This window comes from Vibrio sp. B181a (genome assembly GCF_030248375.1).
GTDB classification, from domain to species: Bacteria; Pseudomonadota; Gammaproteobacteria; order Enterobacterales; family Vibrionaceae; genus Vibrio; species Vibrio campbellii.
Map to the genome: position 1 here is coordinate 22,965 of NZ_JAHGAD010000002.1, position 24,083 is coordinate 47,047.

Annotated in this window: 20 protein-coding genes; all 20 read left to right on the forward strand. The window is 46.2% G+C overall.

Annotation, left to right across the window (positions count from 1 at the left end; genetic code table 11):
• The first annotated feature begins 11 nt into the window (after positions 1-11).
• The 20 genes from KIO97_RS00735 to tldD all read left to right on the forward strand — a co-directional run bounded on the left by KIO97_RS00735 (position 12) and on the right by tldD (position 24,049).
• Complete coding sequence (locus tag KIO97_RS00735; protein WP_285380509.1) at positions 12-857, forward strand: ExeA family protein; 846 nt, start codon at positions 12-14, stop codon at positions 855-857.
• The gene (locus KIO97_RS00740; protein ID WP_005432784.1) at positions 842-1,939 is read left to right on the forward strand and encodes a lipopolysaccharide assembly protein LapB; all 1,098 of its coding nucleotides are present in this window, start codon (positions 842-844) and stop codon (positions 1,937-1,939) included. Before KIO97_RS00735 ends, KIO97_RS00740 begins: the two co-directional genes overlap by 16 nt.
• The gene (locus KIO97_RS00745) at positions 1,936-3,660 is read left to right on the forward strand and encodes a GspE/PulE family protein (RefSeq protein ID WP_285380511.1); all 1,725 of its coding nucleotides are present in this window, start codon (positions 1,936-1,938) and stop codon (positions 3,658-3,660) included. The genes KIO97_RS00740 and KIO97_RS00745 overlap by 4 nt, the downstream gene beginning before the upstream one ends.
• An 8-nt stretch (positions 3,661-3,668) precedes the next feature.
• Positions 3,669-4,892: a type II secretion system F family protein gene (locus KIO97_RS00750; RefSeq protein ID WP_045382724.1), complete on the forward strand. Its 1,224-nt coding sequence runs from the start codon at positions 3,669-3,671 to the stop codon at positions 4,890-4,892.
• A gap of 4 nt (positions 4,893-4,896) precedes the next feature.
• Positions 4,897-5,358, forward strand: a complete 462-nt coding sequence (locus KIO97_RS00755; RefSeq protein WP_122020068.1) for an MSHA biogenesis protein MshF — start codon at positions 4,897-4,899, stop codon at positions 5,356-5,358.
• Positions 5,359-5,647: 289 nt separating this feature from the next.
• Entirely contained in the window at positions 5,648-6,118 is a 471-nt protein-coding gene (locus KIO97_RS00760; protein ID WP_282248605.1) for a type II secretion system protein, read from the forward strand.
• Positions 6,119-6,182: 64 nt separating this feature from the next.
• Complete coding sequence (locus KIO97_RS00765; protein ID WP_285380515.1) at positions 6,183-6,413, forward strand: MSHA biogenesis protein MshA; 231 nt, start codon at positions 6,183-6,185, stop codon at positions 6,411-6,413.
• Between the two features lie 119 nt (positions 6,414-6,532).
• Positions 6,533-7,018, forward strand: a complete 486-nt coding sequence (locus KIO97_RS00770; protein ID WP_285380517.1) for a type II secretion system protein — start codon at positions 6,533-6,535, stop codon at positions 7,016-7,018.
• Positions 7,015-7,584, forward strand: coding sequence for a type II secretion system protein (locus KIO97_RS00775; RefSeq protein ID WP_285380518.1), 570 nt, complete (start codon positions 7,015-7,017; stop codon positions 7,582-7,584). Before KIO97_RS00770 ends, KIO97_RS00775 begins: the two co-directional genes overlap by 4 nt.
• The gene (locus tag KIO97_RS00780) at positions 7,584-8,297 is read left to right on the forward strand and encodes a PilW family protein (protein ID WP_285380520.1); all 714 of its coding nucleotides are present in this window, start codon (positions 7,584-7,586) and stop codon (positions 8,295-8,297) included. The genes KIO97_RS00775 and KIO97_RS00780 overlap by 1 nt, the downstream gene beginning before the upstream one ends.
• Positions 8,287-8,721, forward strand: a complete 435-nt coding sequence (locus KIO97_RS00785; protein WP_042605769.1) for a hypothetical protein — start codon at positions 8,287-8,289, stop codon at positions 8,719-8,721. Before KIO97_RS00780 ends, KIO97_RS00785 begins: the two co-directional genes overlap by 11 nt.
• 8 nt (positions 8,722-8,729) lie before the next feature.
• Positions 8,730-13,067, forward strand: a complete 4,338-nt coding sequence (locus KIO97_RS00790) for a DUF6701 domain-containing protein (RefSeq protein WP_285380523.1) — start codon at positions 8,730-8,732, stop codon at positions 13,065-13,067.
• A gap of 152 nt (positions 13,068-13,219) precedes the next feature.
• Positions 13,220-14,263, forward strand: coding sequence for a rod shape-determining protein (locus tag KIO97_RS00795; protein WP_005381144.1), 1,044 nt, complete (start codon positions 13,220-13,222; stop codon positions 14,261-14,263).
• 147 nt (positions 14,264-14,410) lie between these two features.
• A complete protein-coding gene (gene mreC / locus KIO97_RS00800; RefSeq protein ID WP_005432808.1) occupies positions 14,411-15,301 on the forward strand; it encodes a rod shape-determining protein MreC in 891 nt (296 codons plus the stop codon).
• A complete protein-coding gene (gene mreD, locus KIO97_RS00805) occupies positions 15,291-15,779 on the forward strand; it encodes a rod shape-determining protein MreD (protein WP_005432825.1) in 489 nt (162 codons plus the stop codon). The genes mreC and mreD overlap by 11 nt, the downstream gene beginning before the upstream one ends.
• Positions 15,780-15,783: 4 nt before the next feature.
• Entirely contained in the window at positions 15,784-16,353 is a 570-nt protein-coding gene (locus tag KIO97_RS00810) for a Maf family protein (RefSeq protein ID WP_285380525.1), read from the forward strand.
• An 18-nt stretch (positions 16,354-16,371) separates the two neighbouring features.
• Positions 16,372-17,841, forward strand: a complete 1,470-nt coding sequence (gene rng / locus KIO97_RS00815) for a ribonuclease G (protein WP_005432792.1) — start codon at positions 16,372-16,374, stop codon at positions 17,839-17,841.
• An 11-nt stretch (positions 17,842-17,852) separates the two neighbouring features.
• Positions 17,853-21,731: a YhdP family protein gene (locus tag KIO97_RS00820; RefSeq protein ID WP_285380527.1), complete on the forward strand. Its 3,879-nt coding sequence runs from the start codon at positions 17,853-17,855 to the stop codon at positions 21,729-21,731.
• 39 nt (positions 21,732-21,770) lie between these two features.
• Positions 21,771-22,592 (forward strand): carbon-nitrogen hydrolase family protein, encoded by an 822-nt coding sequence (locus tag KIO97_RS00825; RefSeq protein ID WP_285380529.1) that lies wholly within the window; start codon positions 21,771-21,773, stop codon positions 22,590-22,592.
• A gap of 11 nt (positions 22,593-22,603) precedes the next feature.
• Positions 22,604-24,049, forward strand: a complete 1,446-nt coding sequence (gene tldD / locus KIO97_RS00830; RefSeq protein ID WP_010450465.1) for a metalloprotease TldD — start codon at positions 22,604-22,606, stop codon at positions 24,047-24,049.
• The last annotated feature ends 34 nt before the right edge of the window (positions 24,050-24,083 follow it).

The following is a 24,083-nucleotide window of genomic DNA, read 5'->3' on the forward strand; positions in this document are numbered from 1 at the left end:
GTGATTCGACTATGTACTTGTCGCATTTTGGATTTCGAGTTCAACCTTTCTCACTGACCCCAAATACAGAAATGTTTCTTGGGTTGGTAGCTCACTACGAGGCTATTCAAACCATAATGGCTGCGGTCAAAATGGGTGAGGGGGTGATTAAAGTGACTGGAGAGGTCGGCACGGGCAAAACCATGGTTTGTCGTAAGCTGATTGAGCAAATCGAATCTGAAGTTGAACTCGTTTACTTACCTAACCCTGTACTAAATGGCGAGCAGTTACAGTTTGCGGTTGCGCGAGAGTTAGGTATTGAAGATACCGACCCACTCAAAGTCGTCTCACTGATTCAGGAGCGTTTGATCCAAATTCATAGTTTGGGGAAAAAGACGGTACTGATTGTTGACGAGGCACAAGCTTTGTCATCCGAAGCTTTAGAAACGCTGCGCCTATTTGGCAACTTGGAGACCGAGCAAGACAAGTTGATTCAACTGGTGTTGTTTGGTCAGCCGGAACTGGATGAGCGACTTGAAACCCACGAGCTACGTCAGTTCCGTCAGCGAATTACGTTTAGTTGTCAGCTCCGGCCTCTCTCGATTGAAGAGGGTGTCGCCTATATCAACAATCGTTTAGACAAAGCTGGTAACGGCGCGCATATTTTTTCGATTGAGCAGAAGAAAGCGATTTGGCGTTCGGCGATGGGCATCCCGAGGTTGATCAACCAAATCAGTCACAAAGCCCTGCTCACTGCGTTCAATGACCGTTGCACGTTATTAAAGAATCAACACGTTTACGTTGCAATGCATGACACCTTTGATGCGCGTAAACCTAAGTTTAAAACTCCCAGATTTTGGGGATGGAGCCAACCTTGAGTGCCATCAATAAAGCATTATCAGAACTTGCTGAAAAAGAGTCGCCTTCAGAGTTAACTCGGGCGGAAATTCCAAGTATTACTCGAAGCAAGCCATGGCTGTGGCTGGTGGGAGGCTTTTCTTTAAGCTTAGCTGTCGGAGGTTGGGCGGTTTCTCAAGGCCCCACGTCGATAGAAGAAGTGCCTTTAACTTCAGACGCTTCGGTAAATCACATTGCTGCAGAAGCATCACCAGTGGTTGCAGTAAGTCACTCTCCGACGAATAAGGTGACGCCTCAATTAGATAATGTGGTTTACACGCAAAGAATAGAGAAGCCTAAAGTCACTGTGCAATTACCTGTCGTGGAACCCGCACCAGAAGTGGATGATTTTGCTCCGCGAAGAGAACTAAGCACTGCTCCAGAGCAGCCTATTTTACTGGCTAGCCTAAATAACGGCGTCAGCCGAACTGCGAACGTTTCTCATGAAAGTTCAATGCGTATTGAGCAGGTTGAACTCACGCATCAACAGCTCGCCGAAAAGGCATTAGCCCGTGCAGATAAAGCGATGGATGCCAATGACATGAAAACTGCATTATCTGCATTTGGTGAAGCGCTTCGCTACCAACCGACTAACCTTGAAGCTCGCCAAAAGCTTGCGGCATTGTATTTCGGTAAAGGCGATACACGAAAAGCCTATGAGATTCTGCAAACAGGCATTTCTCTGGATCCGAACAATCAGCCTTTACGTCTAGCGCTATCAAAACTACTGGTAAAAGCAGATCAGCCAGAAGCCGCATTGAGCCCATTAGTGCATTTGCCGCCAACACCAAGCCGCGACTATTTAGCGATGCGAGCCGCACTTGCTCAAAAGCAGAAACAAAATGATATTGCTCTAGAAAGCTATCAACTATTGACTCAGCGTGAGCCAGAAAACGCCCGCTGGTGGCTTGGTTTAGCCATTCAACAAGAGCGAGCACTTGCCTTTACTCCGGCTATTGCGTCTTACCAAAAGGCGTTGGGCAAAGTCGGTATTTCGAATCAGTCTCAGGCATTTATTCGTGACCGCTTGAATATTTTAAAGCAACTGGAGAACGCACAATGAAAATTCAGTTGAGAAAACGCTTAGGCGACCTATTGGTTGAAGAGGGTATTGTCTCTGAAGATCAGGTCCAGCAAGCCCTGAGTGCTCAGCATAGCACCGGACAAAAGTTGGGCGACGCTCTTATCGATCTTGGCTTTATCAGTGAAAAGCAGATGTTAGACTTTTTGTCTCAGCAACTTGGCTTACCATTGATCGATTTAAGCCGTGCGCCTGTTGATGCTGATGCTGTGCAGATCTTGCCAGAGGTGCATGCTCGCCGCTTACGTGCCATGGTTGTGGCTCGTAATGGTGACACGCTGCGTGTTGCCATGAGTGACCCTGCTGATCTATTTACCCAAGAGTCATTGATGAACTTGTTAGGTGAGTACGACTTAGAGTTCATCATTGCACCTGAACGCCAGTTAGTAGAAAGCTTTGACCGCTACTATCGCCGAACCAAAGAAATCGCGTCGTTTGCTGAACAGCTGCAAGCTGAGCACCAAGATGTTGAAGGCTTTGATTACGGCATTGATGAAGGCGACAGCGAAGAAGTTACCGTTGTAAAACTGGTTAACTCGATGTTTGAAGATGCTGTTCAAGTTGGCGCGTCGGATATTCATATCGAACCAGACGACAAGGTGCTGCGTTTACGTCAACGTATCGATGGTGTGTTGCATGAAACCCTTCTAAACGAAGTGAATATTGCTTCTGCATTGGTACTACGCTTGAAATTAATGGCGCATCTCGATATCTCTGAAAAGCGCTTACCTCAAGATGGTCGATTCAATATCAAAGTTCGTGGTCAATCGATCGATATTCGTATGTCGACTTTGCCAACGCAATACGGTGAATCAGTAGTAATGCGTTTGCTAAACCAATCTTCTGGTTTGCGTAAGCTTGAAGATTCCGGTTTACCACCTGAGTTGTTAGCACGTCTTCGTCGTCAACTTGCTCGCCCTCACGGCATGATCCTAGTTACTGGTCCAACAGGCTCCGGTAAAACCACCACACTTTATGGTGCGTTGAGTGAATTAAACGAGCCGGGCAAGAAGATCATCACCGCAGAAGATCCGGTGGAATACCGCTTACCGCGTATTACTCAGGTGCAGATCAACAGTAAAATTGATCTGACTTTTTCGCGAGTGCTGCGTACCTTTCTACGTCAAGACCCAGATATCATCCTTATCGGTGAGATGCGTGACCAAGAAACGGTTGAGATTGGCCTCCGTGCTGCACTAACTGGTCACTTAGTACTAAGTACCTTGCACACTAACGATGCGGTGGACAGTGCGTTACGTATGATTGATATGGGCGCGCCTGGTTACTTGGTCGCGAGTGCGGTGCGTGCCGTCGTAGCTCAACGACTTGTTCGTCGTGTCTGCCCTGACTGTAAAACAACGGATGTGCTTGATGAGTCTCGTCAGCAGTGGCTTGCGGGTCGCTTCCCAAATCAAATCGGCACAACTTTCCACAAAGGTGCAGGTTGTCAAAACTGTAACCTGACCGGTTATCGTGGCCGCGTTGGTGTGTTTGAAATGCTCGAGCTAGAAAATGAAATGATGGACAAGCTACGAGCCAATGATGCTGTAGGCTTTGCTCAAGTGGCGCGCCGCTCAGAAAACTATAAGCCTCTATTGGCTTCTGCGATGGAGCTTGCGCTGCAAGGTACCGTGAGTTTGGATGAAGTCATGGCTCTGGGTGAGGGCGATGCTTCTGGTAAAACCGACCCAATTTTCATGTAGGTAAGTGAATGCCAACTTTTCGTTATCAAGGCCGCACCTTAGACGGCTCATCAACCAGTGGCAAAGTCGATGCGGTGAATTCCGAAGCGGCAGCGGAAGCATTGATGAATAAGGGGATTATTCCTCTAAACCTGCGTTTAGAAAAAGAAGCGGTCAAAAGCAAAGTCAGCTTATCCAAGTTACTTGTGCCTGCGATTCCGCTTGAAGTGATTATTCTGTTTTCACGTCAGCTCTTTAGCTTGACCAAAGCCGGCGTGCCATTGCTGCGCTCCATGCGTGGTCTGCTGCAAAACTGTGAAAACAAGCAACTTAAAGAAGCGCTTGAAGAAGTTGTAGCGGAATTGAGTAACGGCCGCGGCCTTTCTTCCGCGATGCAACCACATACCAAAGTGTTTAGCCCGTTGTTCGTGTCGATGATTAACGTGGGTGAAAACACGGGTCGTCTAGACCAGGCCTTGCTACAGCTAGCAAACTACTACGAACAAGAGTTAGAGACCCGCAAGCGCATCAAAGCCGCAATGCGCTACCCAACTTTTGTGATTGTATTTATCACCATCGCGATGTTTATTTTGAACATTTTAGTGATCCCAGAGTTCGCTTCCATGTTTACGCGCTTTGGTGTTGAGTTACCGCTGCCGACCAGAATCCTGATCGCTACGTCGAACTTCTTTGTGAATTACTGGGGCTTGCTGATCGCCGCGATCATTGGTGCGTTTGTTATTTTTAGATCTTGGGTCGCAACCGCGGATGGTCGAGAAAAGTTCGACAAGCTGCGTTTAAGACTGCCTATTGTGGGTGACATAGTTAACCGTGCGCAGCTATCGCGGTTCGCACGAACGTTTTCGTTGATGCTGAAGTCCGGTGTACCGCTAAACCAATCATTGGCTCTGGCTGGTGAAGCTCTGGGTAATAAGTTCTTGGAAAATCGAATTCTAGAAATGAAAGCGGCGATTGAAGCGGGCAGTACCATTTCAGTTACCGCAATCAACAGTAAGATTTTTACGCCTCTGGTTATTCAGATGATTGCGGTCGGTGAAGAAACTGGTCGTATTGATGAGTTGCTATTGGAAGTCTCAGACTTCTATGACCGTGAAGTGGATTACGATTTAAAAACCCTAACTGCACGAATAGAACCGTTACTTTTGGTCATTGTAGCAGGCATGGTTATGGTGTTGGCACTCGGTATCTTCCTGCCAATGTGGGGGATGCTGGACATCATCAAAGGCGGCTAACGGCGTGGTCGAAAATCAAAGCCGAGCAGCGTTGATTCTTGCAGGAATCGTTGGAGTTATTGTTCTGGGCGCATTGATACAAAAGTTGAAACCGATAGAGCAAGAAGCGCAAGAAACAGGCGCGAAACTTGCCAAGGTTTGGATGCAAGATAGTGTGCAAAGATACCGCCAAGCGTGGCTTGTGCATGGACAGCCTAAGCAACTGTTTATGGACGGTTTTAAGCTTAACATGACGGACGGGGGCTTGGTGTCACCTTTCAAACCAAGCGGTGTACTCGATTGTGACTATTGGCTAGCGGTTCATTACCCACAACGTAAAATAATGACGAGTGAATTGTTAGAAATTCGTGGAGCAATTAAAAGTAATAGTTATACATGTCATTATACTTATGAAAATGGACAGAGAGTTGTTGTTATATCAGACGCTAATTACCTGAAAATAGACGTCGAAATGTCGACGGAGTGAATTTTTTGACACTTAAGTACTATAAATGGGAATGAAAGTCGGTATAATGCAAACATTACCATAAGCAAAAGGTTGTAATGAAAAGTAAACCAAACTTGGGATATCTTTTTTGCACGGCTTTAACTTAATAATGGCGAATCGTCATTCTGCTAAAGCGGTAGATATAGGGCTCAATAGATGAACATCGTTTTCCTATTGAGATGCCACACCGTTTTGACATTATCCAAAATGGTCTCATGACCGATAAACTTTGCAGTCACTCTGCATGCTTACATAGAGAGAGTAAACAATGAAAAGACAAGGTGGTTTCACCCTTATCGAATTGGTAGTGGTAATTGTAATCCTAGGTATTCTAGCGGTAACTGCAGCGCCACGTTTCCTTAACCTGCAAGATGATGCTCGTAACTCAGCACTTGAAGGTTTGAAAGGTGCTATCACTGGTGCTGCTGGTATTACTTACGGTAAAGCGGCAATTGAGGGTGTTGAGTCTAAAAACCCAGGCTCTATCAGTGTTGGTAACAACACTTTGAACCTTGTATACGGTTACCCTGCGGCTACATCACAAGCTCTAGGTTTGGTGGTCGATGGCCTAAGTGAAGATTGGAAAGTTGGTAGCACATCAACAACTGGTACAATCTTCTTTGGTTATGATGGTTACAAAAACAAGTGTGTTCGCTATGTTGATGCCGCAAATAGCGGTACTTCTGCTGCAGTTGTAACAGTAGTTGATGGTACAACTACAATTTGTAACGAATTCTAAAATTTCAAAGGCCAGCTAGTCTGGCCTTTATCTCTTTATTTTGATTAATCTCGGAATAGTACATATGCGTAAATCATCGGGTCTTAGTGCAATAGAGTTTGTTGTTGTGCTGATTGTCTTAGGTGTGATCGGTTATGTGGTATTACCAAGATTTATCAGCTTTGAACCAGAAACTTATGAAGCAAAGTGGGAGCAAACCAAGCAAACCGCTGAGCACGTTTCTGAGACGCTAAGCAACAAAGAAACTTACGATCGGATTGAAGAAGAATTGGAACGCTCAAAAGGAGAAAAATGACCTTTTGGCGGTTATTTGTACACCAGTTCACAGTTCGAATTTAAAACTTATAAACCTATCATTATTCTCATAATTTCATCGTATACTTACTTCGCTTGTCCTAAGCCTAAGGTTGGGTTATGAAAATTCGCAGCTCTACATTAGGGTTTACATTAATGGAGCTGATCCTAGTGATCGTCCTCCTTTCCATTCTTTCTCTCTATGCTGCTAGCCGCTTTATGGGCAAGGGCAGTGTTTCCGCGTTTGCGCTTCAAGAACAGGCTATTTCAGTGATTCGCCAAGTACAGGTGAATCGCATGCAATCAAATACCTCAACCACGGATACCAACTTCCAATTGCAAGTCTCCTCTAGTTGTATCGGCTCAGTTGCGGCTTGTTCGCTGAGTGGTAACGCGAAGGACGCTCGTAGTGACTTGGTTGAAGATTCCACTGCAACATTTAGCCTAACTGGAGCAACAAGTCCAATTAGCTTTGACTTATTAGGGAATCCATTGAGTACTACTTCCGATGGTGTGTCTATTCTTATCCGCGATGTAAATGGTCAAAGTCAATGTCGAGTACTGATTAATTCCCAAGGCTATGTCTCTGAGGGTTCATGCTCATGAGAAAGCAACTCGGTATGACCTTAGCTGAAATGATCATTGCTATTGTCCTAATGGGCATTGCGATGGTTGCGTTTACCTCCTTCCTTGTTCCTCAAATTCGTGACTCCGCGATGCCACACTATCAAACCCGAGCAACTGCGCTTGGACAAAGCTTTATGTCGCAAATACTAGCGCGTGGCTTTGACCAAAACAGCGACTTTGACGGTGGTTTACTACGTTGTGGAGAGAGTACGCTCGGAGCGCCAAATTGTTCGAGCAACCTCGGTCCTGACTCTGATGAGTCTATTCCTGAAAACTTCAACGATGTAGATGATTATATCGGTTGTTGGAGTACACCAACGACGGCTAGTCAATGCCAAGGAACCAGTCGTGGCAATATCTCAGACATCTTAGGCACAAGTAGTGAAGACAAGTACCGAAACTTCCGAGTTGAAGTTGGCGTGGCATATGACGATCTGACTGCTACTCCACCGACAGGAGTCACTAACTATAAAAAAGTCACGATTACGATTTTTGCTAGTAATGCTCAGCCGCTCACACTTACCGCTATACGAGGTAACTACTGATGAAAGTTCGTGGTTTTACCTTAATGGAAATGATCGTTACCATCGTAATTGGTAGCTTCATCATGCTGGGTATTGCGGGGTACGTGCAGTTAGGCATGAAGGGGTACGCAGACACGATTGATCGCCAACGAATGCAAACGCAAGCGCAGTTTGTATTAGAAAAAATGTCTCGTGAAATTCGTCACGCAGTCCCAAACAGCTTTCATGTACCCACAGGTGCAGCAAACTGTTTGGAATTTGTGCCGATTGAGTATTCAGGCTTTTATACTCTGACGAATAATGACTTGGAGTTTTTACTCGGCAATGACTCTACGCTAAACCCCATGCCTGCTAACCGTTGGATGGTGATTAACCCAAGTCGCTACGAAGACTTACAATCTGCCTCTCCACAGAGTTTAGCGGTCGGCGGTTTAGCCAAAACTGGCGATGTTTTTGTTGTCAGTGGTGCGGCAAGTACGATTGGTGGTACTTCCATTTCTAGCCGTCATTACATCTACCAGAACAATTCAGAAGTACGTTACTGTTTTGACAACAATCAAATCACGCGTAATGGCATTACGGTTGCGGACAGTGTCGATACTTCAGCGAGTGATATGCACTACCTCGAGCCAACACTTCAACGTGGCGGTATCGTGCATATCAACTTAGAGTTCACTCAAAACGTGGAGCGTAGTGTTTACCAACAAGACGTGCAGGTGCTCAATGTTCCGTAAAAATGCTCAGCAAGGCAATGTCCTGATCGTCGTTTTGTTCGTCATCATTGTGATGGGCTATTTAGCTGCATCTCTAATGAAGGTGAGTTGGTCAAATCAGAGTACGTTGACCCGCGAATTTCTAGGCACTAAAGCTTGGTTTATTGCGCAATCTGCCAATGAGTGGGCGCTGACTCAGCTGTATCCGTTAAATAATGACGAGCCTGATGTAGCTAGTTTTTGTGCGAACACCGTAAGTGGTGCGACACCAAATGTAACGGAAGGCACTGGTTGTCAGCTTAGAGCGATGACATGTTCAAATATTGGTACCTTTAATGCGGGTGCCTCTGAAGCTGAATCTCTATTTCGTGTGCAAGCCACAGCAGTTTGTGGCACCGGGGTTGCACAAGTACAGCGACAACAAGAGATTTGGGTTAGGGAGTAAATAATACAATGAAAAAAATAATATCAATTATCATTCCAATACTTGCTTGCTTGCTGAACGCTCCTGTTCAGGCTGGGACGTGTGATGTCTGGGGCAATCAAGACTTTACTGTAACCTTTAATGTGGTTGGCCCTGCATCAAATAGCTATGTGTACCTCGAGCATAGTGGTTCACATCCTAGAGAAGTGCTTTGGTATAACGGTTCTAGATATTGGGGAGCTCGCTTTTATTTTTATGAACCAAATCTATTAAAAGATCAGGTTTACAATATCCGCCTTGAGCACCAAAAAAGCGGACACTCAGGGACATTAAAATACTACCGTAAGTTTGCGGGTGAAAGTGACTGGCAACTAGTTAGTACAATAAATCATGTTAACTTGAAAAATGGTAAGTTACGTCTTTATGAACAAGGAGTCCCAAGTGGACTTGACTGTAGCGGTAGTACTCCCGCTCCTATAGAGCCTGAATTGCCAGATAATGTATGTCAGTACTTTCCTCAGCCAATTCAAGGGATGAAAGGCAACACTGAGAATACGCTTAACATACCAAACAAGAGTGCGCGTGCGCTCGGGTGGTCTGAAGAGTACAAGAGCTTTTATACAGTTACGAATAAAGAAGATCTATTTTACTACTCCCCGAACGCTCAAAAACCGAATAAGCCTCAGTATATCTTGGCGGGTTTTGATAAAGCGAACGTAGATGATGCTCGAGATAGACTGTATCGTTCCCCTATTTGTGGAAGTGATACGGGGTGTGATGTCGGTAATAATGATGGGCATCTAGAGGCGAGAAAAGCGTCTGAACCTACAGGTGTTCCTACCGACTTTGGCGACCATTCATTGTCGTTAGAGGCTCATAATATCGGCTATAAGTGTGACAATACTAGCTTGTGTAGCGCGACACGCTACTCTCTAAATGGCAAGAGTGGAATCGAGATTAAAATCGAAAAGAATCTTGATAGGTTATGGGTAAGTCAGAACAATTCGCCTTTTGATCAAATTAAAGTAATTTTCCCCGACGGCACCAATGTTCGTAACTTCAGAGCTGAAGCGGGTCCGAGAGATGATTTGAGAATTGTTATTCCTCAAGATTCTACTGTCACTTTTGAGCGTTGGGAGCATGTTGGGCACACTAAGTATTCTTTTTATAACAATTCCAGAATCAACGTGAGTGGTAACTCAGTTGTTTTCTCTAATCCTATTGATGTTACAACAAACTACTACGCAACAATTTATGCGCCAAATGCGTCAGTGAATTTTCAAACAAAATCTAAACAATTCTATGGGTTTATCTTAGCCGATACTGTTAATTTCAATAACCCAATTACGGTGCATGGTTCAGTAACAGCGCGTCATTTGACAATGAAGAAAAATGTCGTGATTCAAAAGCCTGATTATTCGTGCCCTGTGGAACCTCCAGTTCAGCAATGTAATTTACTTCCAATGGAAACGTTTAGTTCATCTAATGTTGATAACTGGTCTGTTATTGGTTACGGCAGCAGCGTTAAGCCACATGTAGTTAATGGACGCTTTCGACTCAATGATAATAGAGCTCGTCAAGCGACAGCTTCTGCTTACAACTACTTGTTTCCGTCCGATGAGAACTACTTAGAAATTGAGTTCGATCACTTTGCTTATGGTGGTGGCTATAATGGTGCAGATGGCGTTGCGTTGGTTATCTCTGATGCTAATGTGCCTCCGCAAACAGGGGCTTTCGGCGGGCCATTAGGCTATGGTATGAAACTACACAAAAACCACTCTGGTGAGGTGTCTCATGATGTAGAGGGCTTTGCTGGTGGATGGTTAGGTATAGGTATCGATGAATACGGTAACTTTTACCGAGAAGGTGGGGAAAACCTTGCTAGTCATGGCTCTGCAAACAGTGTTGGCGTGCGTGGTGCAGGCATTAAAGACAACAACGGTAAATGGCTAAAAGGTTACAAGTACATCAAAGGAAAGCAGTTTAACCAACCGTTAGATAATCGTTCGAGTACTCCTCACCGTTACAAGGTTATTTTGAACTCTCGTAATTCGGGGGTGATTACTCTATCCGTACAGCGAAAGGTTGGAGTTAATGGTCAATGGCATACAGTAATTAGTGATTTTGATGTATTAACTGAAGGAAACTTCCATTACACACCAGAAAACTTCCGTATTTCAGTTACTGCTTCCACGGGGGCACTTACAAACACACACGAAATGGATAACTTCCAAGTTTGTGCCGATAAATACCAGAAAATAACGGAAGGCATTCACCACTTCGAATTTGATTACGCTGGTACTGGCAGTATTTGTCAGGCGTCTGAGGTAACACTACGAGCATGTATGGATCCTTCTTGTTCGAAAACGTACCCATCTTCAGTATTGAGCTCGAACCCAGGAGCAACGGTTGACCCTGTGACGGTGTCCTTATTGCCGCAATCGGATTCTCTTGTCGCATGGGAAGGGGGAGATCGTGTTACGTTCTCTGACTCTGTTTCGTTGAAGCTACAAGCGTTCCAATCAGGTTCAGCAAAACTTGGAATTGCAAGTAGCTCGGTTCCACAGTTTGGCTTTGACGGAGCGAAGTGTCGTATTGCTGGTGGGCCTTTGTCGGAGCAGAACTGTAATATTTTATTTAACTCCGCTGCGCTAGGTGTGAATATTCCAGACAAAGTGGCGGGTAAGCCATTCTTTAGTGAGCGAGGCCAGCCACAGTATGGCAGCCAAAACTCGCCTTACTTGGAGTTTTGTAGCTCTTCAAGTCAGCAAGGTGGGAAAGGTGAAAGCCGAGACGTTCAGCTGTCATTGGAAAGAATTGAGCCAGCAAATAACGCGGTATCTGTACCAACGTATGTTTCATTTATAAAACAGAATGGTTCGTTCAGTGATGAGGTTGCTGTTGGGGTCGGTGCTACTGTTAATGTAAATAACGTTTATTTTAACAGTCAGGGCAAGGCGTATTTCAACCTAAGATACCCAGAAGCAGGAAAAGTCGCGCTAAAGGCAAAAATAAAAGATGAGCAGGACTCATTAGGCCAAAATAGTTTTGTTAGTTTTCCTGCTTATTTAACGCTGTCAACCGATGGTGGACAATGTGGCTCAGGTTCTTGTACTAAAGGCTTCGTTGCTGCTGGTGAACCTTTCAATATGTTCGTAACAGCGCATCAGTTTGGTGGAGCATTGGCGAAAAACTATCAGCAAGAAGGGCTATCTGTCGCTCATAAAGTGACTTATCCAACGACTGGCGCTTTGTCAGCCGGGGTTTTAGGTAAGGATGTGTATGATCATGATACGCCAACAAATGCAAAAGATTCGATTGAGCAAAGTGTCTCCGAGGTCGGTGCGTTTGAGTTTATAGTAACGCCGCCAGAAGCTTACTTGGGCAGTAAAGCGTTTGTGATTGAGCCCGCGAAAGGCGTCATTGGTCGAATCTACCCTAAATACTTTAAAGTTTACCCAGATGAAAATGCGGACTGGGATTATCCCAATGGGCAGAGTTTTGCTTATATGAACCAGCCATTTGGTGTGAGTAAGTTCTATGTGGAGGCTCTAAATACTAGTAAAGGAGCGCTGACTAACTACTCGTATTTCGACGATTCTTTGCTAGCGAAATTCAATTTGTATGAGAGTGGCTCTTACACGTCTCGTTTCTCTTCTGTTAAGACTTACAGCGGAACATGGAAGGAAAACTCTGGTCAGTCGCTTGTGGATTCTAGAAGTGTAGGTATTTATACGGGGTCAAGTAGTGATGGTTTGCTTGTAGCGAAGGGAAGTGGATCTCATTACCCTGATGGGCCTTTCAACTTGTTTGAGCAAGGTAAGGACACATTAATTTCAATCACAGGCTCAAGTGCTAGTAAGGACCCTGTGACGGTAATCGAGAGTGATTCAGTTTTGGCTCCGCAACCAGACATCCGCTTTGGTCGTATCGACCTAGATGATGTTGGTGGTAACCAAGGCTCGACATTGCATGTGCCACTTCGAGTAGAATATTGGAATGGTAGCCGCTTTATCACCAACCCTCATGACAGCCAAACCGATGTGAAAGGTGTCACTGCTGCTGAAACGCATATTTGGCCAACAGGTACTGATGCGGCCCCTAAAGCGGTCACATTAGGAGCTGGTGGTAAAGTTTCTGAAGGTTACTCTCGAACGGTAACGGCTAAAGAAGCGGAGTCATATCGTCAGCAGACGCGCGTTTGGTTAGATCTTGATGCCTCTGCAAATGGTTTACCATGGCTTAAATACAACTGGAATAAAGATAACGCTGGTGAAGAAAACCCATCATCGGTTGTCACGTTTGGTATTCATCGTGGTAATGACCGAGTGATTTATCGTGGTGAACCGGGGTTAACCGGACAGTAACAAACTTCGGTTTTTTGCGTTAAGTAAGGAAACTGCAAGAAATTGAGGCTTTCTGCTCATGTTTGTGTACCAATGCCTTGCTGTGACAGCGAGGCATTGGTACATTTAGGACAATTTTTGTCTTCTAAATTTTTGCAGGATGAGCGAAGAATATGTTTAAAAAACTTCGTGGCATGTTTTCTAACGACCTATCTATCGATTTAGGTACTGCCAACACTCTAATTTACGTAAAAGGACAGGGCATCGTCCTTGATGAACCTTCTGTAGTTGCTATTCGTCAAGATCGTGTAGGTTCTGCAAAAAGCGTTGCTGCTGTAGGCCATGCGGCAAAACAGATGCTTGGTCGTACTCCGGGCAACATCTCAGCAATCCGCCCAATGAAAGACGGCGTTATTGCTGACTTCTACGTAACAGAAAAAATGCTTCAGCACTTCATCAAGCAAGTGCACGATAACAGCATCCTTAAACCAAGCCCTCGCGTACTGGTTTGTGTTCCTTGTGGTTCTACTCAAGTTGAGCGCCGTGCGATTCGTGAATCAGCACTAGGTGCTGGCGCGCGTGAAGTTTACCTAATTGACGAGCCAATGGCGGCGGCAATCGGTGCTGGTCTGCGCGTATCTGAGCCAACAGGTTCAATGGTGGTCGATATCGGTGGTGGTACAACCGAAGTTGCGGTTATCTCACTAAACGGTGTGGTTTACTCTTCTTCTGTACGTATCGGTGGTGACCGCTTTGATGAAGCCGTGATCAACTACGTGCGTCGTAACTACGGCAGCTTGATCGGTGAAGCAACCGCTGAAAAGATCAAACACGAAATCGGTTCTGCTTACCCTGGTGATGAAGTTCAAGAGATCGAAGTTCGCGGTCGTAACCTTGCAGAAGGTGTGCCACGTAGCTTTAGCCTGAACTCAAACGAAATCCTAGAAGCACTGCAAGAGCCGCTATCAGGCATCGTATCTGCAGTGATGGTTGCTCTTGAGCAATGTCCACCAGAGCTAGCGTCTGATATCTCTGAAAACGGTATGGTACTAACAGGTGGTGGTGCACTACTGAAAGACCTAGACCGTCTACTAATGGAAGAAACAGGTATTCCTGTGGTTATCGCTGAAGACCCACTTACATGTGTGGCTCGTGGTGGTGGTAAGGCACTAGAAATGATCGACATGCACGGTGGCGATCTATTCTCTGAAGAATAAAGTGTTAGGTGAAGTCTACTCGGGCTTCACCTTCATTTCCTCACTCTGTAATTTCAATCTGCTCCATACCTAGAATCACACTATGTCGTATTCTTAGGTTGCCAAGTAAGGCTCAATAATCATGGTAGCAATCAGGTTAAAAACAAGATGAAACCGATTTTTGGCAGAGGCCCATCTCTGCAATTGCGTCTGTTTTTTGCTGTCATCGTGTCGGCGAGCTTAATGCTGGCTGATAACCGTCTAGATACGTTTTCCAACGTCCGATACCTATTGAACAGTATGGTTGCTCCTATTCAGTATGCAGCCAATATGCCTCGTAGCATGTTTGATGGAATGTTCGAGCGTTTAAACACTCGTCAGGCATTGATTGAAGGCAATCGCAATTTGAAGCGCGAAGTGCTTCGCCTGAAGAGCGAGCTGATCTTGCTCGACCAATATAAAGAAGAAAACCAACGCCTGCGCAAACTTCTCGGCTCTTCCTTCGTCCGTGACGAGAAGAAAGTCGTGACAGAAGTGATGGCCGTTGATACATCACCATATCGTCACCAAGTGGTGATTGATAAAGGCCGTATTGATGGTGTGTACGTTGGCCAGCCTGTTATCAACGAGAAAGGTATCGTTGGTCAGGTGACGTTTGTTGCGGCGCATAATGCACGCGTATTGCTGCTAACAGATGCGAAAAACGCGATTCCAGTTCAGGTAATTCGTAACGATATTCGCGTGATCGCTTCCGGTAACGGTGAAGTGGATGAAATCCAACTGGAACACATCCCAACCAGTACTGATATCCAAGTGGGTGATTTGCTGGTGACATCGGGTCTTGGTGGTATTTACCCAGAAGGCTACCCAGTTGCGACAGTCACGAATGTCGATCACGATACTCGCCAAGAGTTTGCATCGATCAAAGCGGAGCCAGTGGTTGAGTTTGATCGTCTGCGCTACTTGTTGTTGATTTGGCCGAATGAAGACCGTCAACATAAAGTATTGCAATCCAATGTAGAAGAAGGTTCAGAACAAGAGGTAACCGATGGCCAATAGTGTATTAAGAAGTCGAATGGTCATCGGCGTCAGCTTTTTCGTTGCGCTAGTCCTACAAACCATTCCATGGCCGGGCGTACTCGATTTGTTGCGCCCATCATGGCTGTTCCTAGTGACCTGTTATTGGGTGTTGGCATTGCCGCACCGTGTCAATGTTGGTACCGCTCTGATCTTAGGTTTGTTGTGGGACATTTTGATTGGCTCGACGCTCGGGATCCGAGGGATGATGATGTCGATCATTATCTACTTGGTGGCATTAAACTTCTTGGTGATCCGTAACATGGCATTATGGCAACAATCTATTTTGATTGCCTTTTTTACCGTGCTACTAGAGCTTCTCATATTCTGTGGGGAATATTTGAACCAGGACGTAGTATTTAATCCATTATCCCTGTGGACTGCAGCAATAAACTGTATACTTTGGCCATGGATGTTTTTATTAATGCGACGCGTCCGTCGCGCATGGCACGTAAGGTAGCGTTGTGAAAAAGGGCTTATCCCTCGTACTCGCATCGGGTTCTCCGAGAAGAAAAGAGCTGCTTGCTCAGTTAGATTATGACTTTGATATTGTGCTTCCTGATATAGAGGAAGCCAAACAAGACCACGAGCAAGCAAAAGACTATGTGTTGCGTCTCTCTTTGGAAAAAGCTCAAGCAGGCTTAGCGATGGCTAAGCCTGATTCCGTTGTATTGGGCTCCGATACCATAGTGGTATGCGATAACCACGTGCTAGAAAAGCCAAAAAGTTTCGAAGATTCAAAACGCATGCTCAGTAATTTATCCGGCCGTCAGCATCAAGTAATGACGGCGGTGAGCGTCGTATCAAAAGAACAACAACACTCAGTGGTCGTTATCACTGACGTGTGGTTCAAAACACTGACTGAAGAAGAAATAGAACGATACTGGCAGTCAGGCGAACCATGCGACAAAGCTGGAAGTTATGGTATTCAAGGACTCGGTGGGCGTTTCGTCACCCGAATCGAAGGCAGTTATCACGCCGTAGTAGGCTTACCTTTGTTCGAAACCGATCAGCTAATTCAAGAATTTTTATAATTGTTTTGAGGTGTGCACATGAGTGCAGAATTGCTGCTTAACGTGACCCCGAGTGAGACTCGTGTGGCCATGATTGAAGGTGGAGTACTACAAGAAGTTCATATAGAACGTGAATCGCGCCGCGGCATTGTTGGCAATATTTACAAAGGCAAAGTGAGCCGAGTATTGCCGGGCATGCAAGCGGCGTTTGTCGATATTGGTCTAGATAAAGCGGCATTCTTGCACGCGTCAGACATCGTTCCGCACACCGAATGTGTGGCAGAGAACGAAAAGCAACAGTTCCAAGTACGTGATATTTCTGAGTTGGTTCGCCAAGGACAGGATATTGTTGTACAGGTGGTTAAAGACCCACTAGGTACCAAGGGCGCTCGCCTGACGACTGATATCACCCTTCCTTCGCGTTATCTTGTTTTTATGCCGGGAGCGAGCCATGTTGGAGTTTCTCAGCGTATTGAAAGCGAAAGTGAACGTGAGCGCCTGAAGAAAGTCGTCAATCACTACTGTGATGAGCACGGTGGCTTTATCATTCGTACTGCGGCAGAAGGTGCCGATGAGAAAGAGCTTTCTCAAGATGCGGCATTTTTGAAACGTTTATGGCAGAAGGTGATGGAGCGTCGTGCGAAGTACAAAACTCGCTCGACCTTGTACGGTGAGCTAGGCTTAGCCCAGCGCATTCTACGTGATTTTGTTGGCACTGAATTGGACAAAATCATGGTCGACTCTCGCCTAGAGTATGAGAACCTAAAAGAGTTTACCTCTGAGTACGTGCCTGAGCTAACAGACAAGCTTGAGCTATACGAAGGTGACAAGCCGATCTTCGACATGTACGACACAGAGAACGAAATCCAACGTTCTTTGGAGCGTAAGGTCGAGCTTAAATCTGGTGGCTACCTAATCATCGATCAAACTGAAGCGATGACAACGGTCGACATCAATACCGGTGCGTTTGTTGGTCGTCGTAACCTTGAAGAAACCATCTTCAACACCAACGTCGAAGCGACCCAAGCGATTGCCCGTCAACTGCGCCTGCGTAACTTAGGCGGTATCATTATTATCGATTTCATCGATATGTTATCGGACGAACATCGTAAGCGTGTACTAACTTCGCTTGAGACCGCCTTGTCAAAAGACCGTGTAAAAACCAACATTAACGGCTTTACTCAGCTAGGCTTAGTTGAGATGACTCGTAAGCGTACGCGTGAAAGTATTGAACATATCTTATGTTCTAGCTGTCCTACTTGTGAAGGTCGCGGCAGCGTGAAGACTGTCGAAACTGTGTGTTACGAGATCTTGCGTGAAATTACCCGTGTTAACCGTGCTTACGATGCAGACAACTTTGTTGTGTACGCGTCACCGTACGTTGCGGAGACACTACTGGGTGATGAATCTCACGCACTAGCTGAACTCGAAGTATTTATTGGTAAGCAAGTTCGTATTCAAGCTGAACCCCTGTACATTCAGGAGCAGTTTGACGTCGTCATGATGTAATTGGAAAATTTGTGAATTCTGGTTTTAACCGTTTCGGGCGTTTCTGCGCGTGGACGTTGGTCACTCTGTTGGTGCTTCTGGCCATTTTAGTGACCACACTGCGCGTAGCATTGCCACAACTTAACCACTTCCAAGATGAGATCAAAACCTGGGTCAAGCAAGGCACAGGTTTTGACTTTTCTATCACCAGCGTTGCTGGCTCTTGGCGTAACAGCCATCCCTCTATCGCACTGCAAGGTTTAGAAGCGAATCTGCCGAACAACCAAGATGCTCGTTTTGCAGTGGATGAAATCCATATTGAATTCGATCTTATTCAATCTCTTTTGCAGTTTAAGCCCGTGGTTGCGGACTTAACGATCGATGATTTAGCGTTAGATATTCGTACTGTCGACCTGTTGTCGAAATCAGAAGGCAAAGAACCACCTGCGAATGTCAGCAAAAATGAAACCAAGCTGATTGATCAACTCGACTCTCTATTGCTGCGCCAGTTTGAAGACTTCACCATCACTGATTCTCGTATTTGGTATAAATCGATTTCAGGTGAAACACGCCGCTTGGATATCGAACAGTTACGCTGGAGTAACCAAGGTAAACACCACCTAGCAGAGGGTACGGTAAGTATTGCAGATGCAAGTCTTAACTCCTTATTAGTGCGTGCCAACTTTAAAGATTACGGCTCGTTGCGTGATGTGTCGGGCGAGTTTTACGTAAGTGTAAAAGACGTGTCTGTGACGCCTTGGCTAACCACTTACATGCAAGAACAATCGGGTGTTGAGTCAGGGAAAGTGAGCCTCAATACTTGGCTGACATTGAGACATAGCCAACCGAGCTATGCTTACGTCGACTTACAACCTTCTGAACTGGTTTGGAATGAGAATGGCCATCATGATCTTCTGATCGAATCTGGTATTTTCAAGCTACTGCCCGATAAAGAGGGGTGGAAAGTAAATGGTCACTCACTTCAAATCCGCACGGATGACAGACCATGGCCAGAGCTAGATGTTGCTTTTGATTGGCAACCAGAAGGCTGGTTACTCAACCTGTCTCAATTGGATATTGAAGCACTAACCCCGTTAATTAAATTAGCACCGAAGTCAGAATCCACCACGGATTTACTCGACAAGCTTGCGCCAAAAGGGCGTGTAGAAGACATCCGCTTGTCGATGAATGGCAGCTTAGATACGTTGCGTTATTCTGCCGAACTGGAAGAGCTAGGCTTAACGCAATGGGAACTGCTTCCGGGCTTTAGTCATGTGCAAGGCAAGGTGGCGGGTAACTTAGAGCAAGCAAAAGCAAAAGTGACCGTTATTGATGATGTTTTTCCGTATGGAGATGTATTCCAAGCGCCGTTGAACATTAAGCAAGGTGAAGTTGACATCATCTGGCAGCAGGACGAAGAAGGCTGGCGTTTATGGTCCGATAAAGTGACGGCGGCAACACCGGATCTACAAGTGCTGGGCGCATTCCGTCTCGACTTTCCGAAAGAACAAAGTCCATTCCTGTCGTTTTATGCCGAAGCTGACCTCTACAACGCGGGTGAAACTTGGCGTTACCTGCCGACGTTAGCGCTTGGGCAAGATCTGACAGACTACCTCTCTACTGCGATTCAAGGTGGTAAGGTCAATACTGCTAAGCTGCTTTGGTATGGCGAGCTCGGTGACTTCCCGTATAAAGCGCATAACGGTATGTTCCAAGCATGGGTTGGTTTGAAGAACGCTAAATTCAGTTTTGATACGGCATGGCCAACCATCACAGATTTACAGCTCGATTTATTGTTTGAAAATGACGCCATGTATTTGGATTCGAAGTCTGCCACGTTAAATGGCGTGAAAGCGAAGCGAATCACAGGTCGTATTCCTGAGCTTGCAGAAGGTGGCCACATTGAGATTGAAGCCAAAGCAAGCGCACCGGGTAATGAAGTTCGTGACTACATGATGGCGACGCCACTGGTTGACTCTGTGGGAGCTGCATTGACCGCGCTGCAAGTCAGTGGCCCGGTCTATTCTGAGTTCCAACTCAATATCCCATTTGATACCGAGAAAGACGCTCGCGCGTGGGGCTATGCGGATCTTAAGAATAACCGCGTAGACATAGATGCGCCGCCGATGACGTTAGAAAACGCAACCGGTCGTATCAAGTTCGACAATGACGTTGTGACCACTTCGGGTCTCTCTGCTGAACTATTGAAGCAGCCAATCTCACTGGACTTCCGCGGTGAGAACGCGGAACAAGGCTATAACGTAACCATTAATACCCTTGGTGATTGGGAGGTAAACCCGCTTAAACCTTACCTTGGTGAGCGTTGGTTGAGCCTGGTGTCTGGTCATGTTCCTTGGCAAATGGATATCGACCTACAACTCAACGATGTTGGCTTTACCTACCAAGTGGATGTGCTTGCTCAACTTAGCCAGTTAACCAGTGAATATCCTTATCCGCTGGCGAAAAAACGTGGTGAGAAAGGACAAGCGAAGCTGCAAGCTTCTGGTAACCAAGAAAGCATTTCTGCGCGATTACAAATTCCGAATGCGAAGTACCAGACTGAAATCGATATTTCTGGCGACGTACCTCAGTTAACGGCGACTAATCTTGTGGTTGGCAATGGTGGCTTCAAGATCAGCCCAGTCGTCGGGCACGATGCCTCGATTCGTCTAGATGATTTGAGTCTTGATAAGTGGTCAGACTTAATGCACGTTCCTCAAAGCACGACGCAGTCAGTACTGTCGAGTATGAAAACGCCGACGATTCCTGTACCTACGCGCGTGAGTATGGACGTACAAAACTTAGAACTTGGTGGGATTGAGTTCCATGACGTGGATTTAAATGCGCGTAAGAACAACTTAAGCTGGCAGCTTGATGTAGATAGTCAGGAAGTAAAAGGTAAAGCGAACTACCTCAAGCCGTCTGAGCTCTCTGTTTCACTGGATCATCTACATTTGTACATTCCGGGCTTCGATGAGATGACCAAAGAGCGAGGTTCCTTGTTTGCCAGCGAAGATCAAGCGGCACCGCTTATCTCAAACTTTGACCGCAAGTTCCATGCAGAGATGCCAAACTTAACCTTGAGCATCGATGACTTTTGGTTGCAGGGCTATAAAGTCGGCAAAGTGAATGTGGATGTGGCACGCGCCAACAACCGCCTTGAATGGAAGAATGTAAACTTTAGCAGTGGCCAAAACCGTGTGGATATGAGCGGATGGTGGGAACTGACGAAAGAACGCAGTCATTCAAACCTGACCATGAAGGTGAAAGGTGAGAACAACAGTGATTTGATGGAGCGTTTTGGTATTACCTCAGGCATTCAGCAAGCGCCGTTTGAAATCAATGCCAAGTTGGATTGGGATGGTGCACCTTGGTCGATGAAGACGCAAAGTTTACAAGGTGACGTGTCTACCGAGTTCGGAAAAGGCGTGATCACTGAAGTCAGCGGCGCCGCTCGATTGCTTGGCCTATTCAGCCTTGACTCTATCATTCGTAAGATGCAGCTCGACTTTACCGACGTATTCGACAAGGGCATGGCCTTTAACTCGATTACGGGGACAGGCAAAATCCAAGATGGTGTGTTTATCACTAACGATATCGAGATGGATGCCCTTGCGGGTGAGATGAAAATCCGCGGTATTGCTGATATGAATACCCGTTTGGTGGATGCGGAAGTGAACTTCACCCCAGACATTACTTCAGGTATCCCAATGCTGACTGCCTTTGCGGTAGCGCCTCAAACGGCATTGTATGTACTGGCGATTTCGACGGTTATCTCTCCTGTGGTGGAAGTTTTCACACAAGTAAATTACGAAGTGAAAGGTCCGCTTGATTCACCGAATGTAAAAGAGGTTTCGCGAAGCAAGGGCGAATACAAGTTGCCAGAAAAACTGCGTGAGCAAGCGAAGTAATTGCGCAGTTGACCTTCTGACGAACAAGGAATAGAAAACATGGAACGTGTTGGCATCATTCAAATGACATCGGGTCCAGATATCGAGCAGAATCTGGACTTCATTGCTAAGCAATGTGCCTTGGCTGCTGAGCAAGGTGTGAAGCTGGTTGTGACACCAGAAAACGCCACACAATTTGCCAACCGAGAGGCGTATCATCAGAACGCAGAAACTTTGGGTGACGGTCCAATTCAGCAGCGTTTATCTGATATCGCACAGCACCACCAACTGACTTTAATTGTGGGCAGCATACCGATCCGCGCTGAGCAAGGTGTTACCACGACGACATTGGTCTTCTCACCGCAAGGCGAGTGTATTGCTCACTACGATAAGCTGCATATGTTTGACGTGGATGTCGCCGATGGGCATGGCAGTTATCGTGAATCGGATACCTTTGTCGCGGGCAATCGCATCGTGACGGCAGAGACCAATATGGGTACGGTAGGCTTAAGTATTTGCTACGACGTACGCTTTCCTGAATTGTTTAAAGCGTTACGCTTAGCAGGGGCTCAAATTATAGTTGTACCCGCTGCCTTTACCGCGGTAACGGGAGAAGCACATTGGGAAGTGTTACTTCGAGCGCGTGCTATTGAAACCCAATGCTGGATTCTTGCCTGCGGGCAAACGGGAACGCACCCATGTAGCCGTCAAACTTGGGGGCATTCCATGGTGATTGACCCTTGGGGAGGTGTTCACCAACAATTGAATGACCAAGTAGGCTTGCTGGTGGCTGAGATAGATTTGTCACACAACCAGCAAGTAAGGCAGAATATGCCGCTGACTCAACACAGTCGCTTTCAAAATGAATTGAAACGGAAATAAAAGAGCTAACTATGAGCATAAACCAAATAGAACAGGCACTCCTTGCCCCAAACGGTCTGACAGAGCAAGACATCGCTGACACACTAGCGAGCATTGCGACGCGCCAGATCGATTATGCGGACATTTACTTTCAGTCCAGCTGGCACGAGTCTCTGGTTCTAGAAGACAGCATCATTAAAGATGGCTCTTTCAATATTGACTGTGGTGTCGGTGTACGAGCAGTCACAGGCGAGAAAACCGGTTTCGCCTATTCAGACCAAATTCAACTAGAAGGTTTGAAGCAAAGTGCAATTGCAGCGCGTGGTATTGCGCAGCAAGGTCAAAACGGCAAAGTGCACGCATTCAAACGCTCTGATAACCAAGCTTACTACGATGCGGTAAACCCACTAGCAAGCTGGGAAAAGCAACAAAAAACCGAACTGTTGTTGTCTCTGGACGCGTATATCCGTACCAAAGAGCCAATGATCAAAGAAGTATCTATCAGCATCAGCGGTGTGCATGAGCAAATGTTGGTTGCAGCAACCGACGGTACTTATGCTGGCGATATTCGTCCGCTTGTCCGTCTATCAATCAGTGTTCTTGCTGAAAAAGGCGATCGCCGTGAACGCGGTAGCGCCGGTGGCGGTGGTCGTTTCGGTTACGACTTCTTCTTGTCTGAAACAGACGGTGTGAAGCAAGCCTTCCAATTCGCTGATGAAGCGATTCGTATGGCGCTAGTGAACTTAGAAGCAGAAGCAGCACCTGCAGGCATGATGCCTGTGGTACTAGGTTCTGGCTGGCCGGGCGTATTGCTGCACGAAGCGGTAGGTCACGGTTTAGAGGGTGACTTCAACCGTAAAGAGTCGTCAGTATTCTCTGGCAAGATGGGTGAGCAAGTGACGTCTCCGCTTTGTACTATCGTGGATGATGGCACGCTAAAAGACCTACGCGGATCATTGAACGTCGATGATGAAGGTGTGAACGGTCAATACAACACGCTTATCGAAAATGGTGTGCTTAAGGGCTACATGCAAGACAAGCTAAACGCACGCCTAATGGGTGTAAACCCAACAGGTAACGGCCGCCGTGAGTCTTACGCGCATCTACCAATGCCACGCATGACTAACACTTACATGCTACCGGGTGAGCACACACCAGAAGAGATCATCTCTACGGTGAAGAAAGGCCTGTACGCACCAAACTTCGGTGGCGGTCAGGTGGACATCACTTCTGGTAAGTTTGTGTTCTCAGCATCGGAAGCGTACTTGATTGAAGATGGTAAAATCACTCGCCCAGTGAAAGGTGCAACGCTGATTGGCTCTGGTATTGAAGCGATGCAGCAAGTTTCTATGGTGGGTAACGACCTAAGCATCGACAGAGGTGTTGGCGTGTGTGGTAAGGCGGGTCAAAGCGTACCAGTTGGCGTTGGTCAGCCAACATTGAAGCTCGATTCCATCACCGTGGGTGGTACTGAGTAAACTTCACCTGAAGCAGAATTAAAAAGAGCGCTCA